Origin of the sequence: Melaminivora alkalimesophila (genome assembly GCF_000282995.1) — a bacterium.
In the GTDB taxonomy this organism is placed as follows: domain Bacteria; phylum Pseudomonadota; class Gammaproteobacteria; order Burkholderiales; family Burkholderiaceae_C; genus Melaminivora; species Melaminivora alkalimesophila.
In genome coordinates this window covers 1-4240 of sequence record NZ_ALEE01000478.1, presented here as the reverse complement: position 1 = coordinate 4240, position 4240 = coordinate 1, and the positions used below count along the sequence as shown (strand labels likewise).

Below are 4240 nucleotides of genomic sequence, written 5' to 3'. Positions count from 1 at the left end.
GGGGCCGGTGCCGTCAGGGCAGCCGCTCGAGCGCCTGCATGTACGCCGGCTGCACCATCAGCTCATCCCAGGGCTGCGGCAGCGTCTCGGGCAGCAGGGCCACGCGGCGCGCCTCGCTGGCTTCGCTGGGCTGCCAGCGCCCGGCGGTGCGCGCTGCCTCCAGCCCCCCGATCAGCTCGTCCACCGCCCGGCCCTCGCCCACGCTCTGGTTGCACAGCAGCACCAGGTCGCAGCCCGCCTGCAGCGCCGCCACGGCGGCGTCGGTGTAGCTGACCACCTGGCCGTCCAGGCGCCGCGCGCCCTCCATGCTCAGGTCGTCGCTGAAGATGGCGCCGGCAAAGCCCAGGCGGCGGCGCAGGATGTCCTGCAGCCATTTCTGGGAAAAACCCGCCGGGCGCTTGTCCACCCGGGGGTAGACGACGTGCGCCGGCATGACGCCGGTCAGCACGCCCGACAGCCAGTCGTAGGGCGCCGCGTCGTCTTTCAGGATGGCGGTGAGGGTGCGGCGGTCCACCGGCATGTCGGTGTGCGAGTCGGCCGCGACGTGGCCGTGGCCAGGGAAGTGCTTGCCGCAGTTGGCCATGCCGGCCTGCAGGAGGCCGTGCACCAGCGCGCGCGACAGCATGGCGACGACGCGCGGGTCCGCGTGGAAGGCGCGGTCGCCGATGACGGCGCTCGGACCCCAGTCGAGGTCGAGCACGGGCGTGAAGGAGAAATCCACGCCACAGGCGCGCAGCTCGCTGGCCAACACGTAGCCCGCCGCCGTCGCGGCCTGCATGGCGCGCAGGGCGCCGCCGTCTTCGCGGTGTTGGCGACCCTTGCCATCGTCCATCCACATCTGGCCCAGGGCGCGCATGGGCGGCAGGTGGGTGAAGCCGTCGGTGCGAAAGCGCTGCACGCGCCCGCCCTCGTGGTCCACGCAGATCAGCAGATCCTCGCGCACGGCCTTGATGGCGGCGGTGAGCTCCAGCAGCTGCCGGCGATCGCGCCAGTTGCGCGCGAACAGGATGACTCCGCCGACCAAGGGGTGGGCCAGGCGCCGGCGGTCGTCGGCCGACAGCTGCGTGCCGGCCACGTCGATGATGAGGGGAGCGTGTTCGGTCATGGGGGGTGCAAAAGATCCATGGAAGGGTTGCAGATGCGCTCGACCACGCAGAAGCTCGCCGCGTAGTCACTCTCGTCGGTCACGCTCAGGTGGCAACGCAGGCCGCGTTCGGCGAACCATTCGGCCAGCTCGCCGTGCAGCACGATGGCAGGCTGCCCGCTGGGCAGGTTGCGCACCTCGCAGGCGCGCCAGGTCATGGGCATGCGCATGCCCAGGCCAATGGCCTTGGAGAAGGCTTCCTTGGCAGAAAAGCGCGTCGCCAGGTAGCGCACGCCGCGCTCGGGCCAGCGCGCGCTGCGGGCGCGCCAGGTGGCGAGCTCGGCCTCGGCCAGCACCCGCTCGGCAAGGCGGTCGCCGTGGCGCGCGAGGCTCGCGCGGATGCGGCGCACGTCGCAGATGTCGGTGCCGATCCCGTAGATCATGGTCGGCAGCCCGCGCGCCCTTTAGGCGCTGCGCCGCGCCGCCATCCCGGCGTCGATGCAGCGCTGGTAGGCACGCACGGTCTGCGCGTAGCCCAGCTCCAGCGCGTCCGAGACGAAGGCGTGGCCGATGGAGACTTCCAGCAGCTGCGGCACCTGGGCGACGAAGGCGGCAAGGTTGTCCTGGTTCAGGTCGTGCCCGGCGTTCACGCCCAGCCCGGCCTCGGCCGCCGCGCGCGCGGCGCAGGCATAACGCGCCAGCTGCTGCGCCTGTGCGGGCGTGTCCCAGGCGGCGGCGTAGGGCTCGGTGTAGAGCTCGACGCGGTCGGCGCCCACGGCGCGCGCGCCGGCCATCTGCTCGGGGATCGGGTCCATGAACAGGCTCACGCGCACGCCCAGGCTGCGGCATTCGGCCACCAGCGGCGCCAGGCGCGCGGCATCCTGCGGGAAGCTCCAGCCGTGGTCGCTGGTGAACTGGTCCTCGCTGTCGGGCACGAAGGTCGCCTGGTGGGGGCGCACGGCGCGGATGAACTCCATCAGGTTCTGGGTCGGGTTGCCCTCGATGTTGAACTCGCGGTCGGGCCAGTCGCGCAGCAGCCCGGCGATGGCGTGCACGTCCTCCGGCCGGATATGGCGCCCGTCCGGGCGCGGGTGCACCGTGATGCCCTGGGCGCCGGCCTGCAGGCACAGCGCCGCGGCGCGCACGACGCTGGGAATGCCCAGGTGGCGCGTGTTGCGCACCAGCGCGACCTTGTTCACGTTCACGGACAGGGCGGTGCGCCCGGCGGGGGAGTTCATAGCGATTGCAGGTCCATCATGAGCTGGCGCGTGCGCAGCAGCGGGTGGCCGCAATGGTATTGCAGCGCAGCACGCAGCTGGGCCTTGAGCCCGGCGGCGGCCGCGGCACTGGCGCGCAGCACGGCCGGGTAGGCGGCCTCGCCGCCGCCCGCGTCCAGAGCGCGCTCGAGCGCCTGCCACTGCGCGCCGGTGCAGCTGGCGCGGTCGGAGGCAGCGGCCGCGCGCAGGCCGCTTTCGGTCAGGGTGTAGGGGGCCGCCGGGTCGAGCGGCGCGAGGGTGGCGGTCTCGGCGTCCAGCGCCGGCAGCAGGCCGGCGGCGCGCAGCAGCATCAGCTCGAAGGCGCGCAGCACCGGCTCCAGCGCCTCGTCGTGGGCGTCGCCGCCGCCGAGCACGCGCACCACGCCGGCATAGACGTCGAAGAGCGGCGCGTGTGGATCCTCGCGCGCGAGCAGGCGCAGGATCAGCTCGTTCAGGTACAGGCCGGCGAGCAGCGCGTCGCCGGTGGGCATCACGTGGCCGCCCGCCCACTCGGCGCCGCGCAGGGTGTGGATCTCGCCGTGCCCGGCGGTGGCCGAATAGGTCAGGCGCAGCGGCTGCAGCGGCAGCAACACCGGCCGGAAGTTGGAAGTCGGCTTCTTCGCGCCCTTGGCGACCAGCGCCACGCGCCCGTGGTGGCGCGTGAAGGCCTCCAGGATCAAGCTGGACTCGCTCCAGTCGTAGCTGTGCAGCACGTAGGCGGGTTCATCGGCGATGCGGCGGGCGGAGGCCATGGCTTCGGATTATGCGTTTGCCGCCCGCCCAAGCGGCCCGCGCCCGGGCCCAGGGCCGGGTGCGCGCCTCACTCGTAGCCAAAGGAGCGCACGCGCGCCTCGTCGTCGGCCCAGCCCGAGCGCACCTTGACCCAGACCTCCAGGAACACCTTCGCATCGAACAGGCGCTCGAGCTCCTGGCGCGCCTCGGTGCTGATGCGCTTGAGGCGCTCGCCGCCCTCGCCGATGACCATGGCCTTGTGGCTGTCGCGCTCGACCACGATGGTCGCAGCGATGCGCACGAAACGCTTGTGCTGGCGGCTGGGCTCCTCGCTCCACTGGTCGACGGTGACGGTGGAGGTGTAGGGCAGTTCGTCGCCGGTGAAGCGAAACAGCTTCTCGCGCACCGTCTCGGAGGCGAGGAACTTCTCGGAGCGGTCGGTGAGCTCATCTTCCGCGTACCACCAGGGCTGCTCGGGCAGGTAGCGTTCGACGATGTCCAGCAGGCGCTCGATGTCGCGCCGGTTCTTGGCGGACATGGGCACGAACTCGGCGAAGGGATGGCGCTCCTGCATGCCCTTGAGCCAGGGCGCCAGCTCGGCGCGGCGGTGCACGGTGTCGAGCTTGTTGGCCACCAGCAGCGTCGGGATGCCGGGCTTGAACAGCGACAGAACCTTCGCGTCCTGCAGCGTGAAGCTGCCCGCCTCGACCACGAACAGGATCACGTCCACGTCGCCGATGGCGCCCAGCACGGCGCGGTTGAGCGATTTGTTGAGCGCCGTGGAGTGGCGCGTCTGGAAGCCCGGCGTGTCCACGAACACGAACTGCGACTGGCCGCGCGAGCGGATGCCGGTGATGCGGTGGCGCGTGGTCTGGGCCTTGCGCGAGGTGATGCTGATCTTCTGGCCGACCAGGGCGTTCATCAGCGTGGACTTGCCCACGTTCGGCTTGCCGACGATGGCCACCAGCCCGCAGTGCTGCCCCTGCACGGGCTCGGCCGGGCGGCCGCTGCGCACGCCGGCGGCGGCGAGCATGGCCTCCAGTTCGTCCTGGCCCGCGGCCGGCGCACCGGCGTCTTCGCCGGAATTGTCTTCGGTAGGATTCATCCCTTGTTCGCTCTTAGTTGGGCCAGCACCGCGGCGGCCGCCGCCTGCTCGGCCGCCCGGCGC

General features: G+C 72.0%; 5 protein-coding genes. All 5 read right to left on the bottom strand.

What is annotated here, in order from left to right:
- Window positions 1-13: 13 nt before the first annotated feature.
- The 5 genes from nagZ to era all read right to left on the bottom strand — a co-directional run bounded on the left by nagZ (window position 14) and on the right by era (window position 4177).
- The gene (nagZ, locus tag A612_RS09345; protein ID WP_019374232.1) at window positions 14-1105 is read right to left on the bottom strand and encodes a beta-N-acetylhexosaminidase; all 1092 of its coding nucleotides are present in this window, start codon (window positions 1103-1105) and stop codon (window positions 14-16) included.
- Window positions 1102-1527, bottom strand: coding sequence for a holo-ACP synthase (gene acpS, locus A612_RS09340; RefSeq protein WP_019374231.1), 426 nt, complete (start codon window positions 1525-1527; stop codon window positions 1102-1104). Before acpS ends, nagZ begins: the two co-directional genes overlap by 4 nt.
- A 21-nt stretch (window positions 1528-1548) precedes the next feature.
- A complete protein-coding gene (locus A612_RS09335) occupies window positions 1549-2322 on the bottom strand; it encodes a pyridoxine 5'-phosphate synthase (RefSeq protein WP_019374230.1) in 774 nt (257 codons plus the stop codon).
- Window positions 2319-3092, bottom strand: coding sequence for a DNA repair protein RecO (gene recO, locus A612_RS09330; RefSeq protein WP_019374229.1), 774 nt, complete (start codon window positions 3090-3092; stop codon window positions 2319-2321). Before recO ends, A612_RS09335 begins: the two co-directional genes overlap by 4 nt.
- A 68-nt stretch (window positions 3093-3160) precedes the next feature.
- Window positions 3161-4177, bottom strand: a complete 1017-nt coding sequence (era, locus tag A612_RS09325; RefSeq protein ID WP_019374228.1) for a GTPase Era — start codon at window positions 4175-4177, stop codon at window positions 3161-3163.
- Window positions 4178-4240 lie beyond the last annotated feature (63 nt).

Bases quoted from the DNA above. Each gene is read 5' to 3' on its own strand.
- era (WP_019374228.1), bottom strand. From the start codon at position 4,177: ATGAATCCTACCGAAGACAATTCCGGCGAAGACGCCGGTGCGCCGGCC.
- A612_RS09335 (WP_019374230.1), bottom strand. From the start codon at position 2,322: ATGAACTCCCCCGCCGGGCGCACCGCCCTGTCCGTGAACGTGAACAAG.
- acpS (WP_019374231.1), bottom strand. From the start codon at position 1,527: ATGATCTACGGGATCGGCACCGACATCTGCGACGTGCGCCGCATCCGC.
- recO (WP_019374229.1), bottom strand. From the start codon at position 3,092: ATGGCCTCCGCCCGCCGCATCGCCGATGAACCCGCCTACGTGCTGCAC.
- nagZ (WP_019374232.1), bottom strand. From the start codon at position 1,105: ATGACCGAACACGCTCCCCTCATCATCGACGTGGCCGGCACGCAGCTG.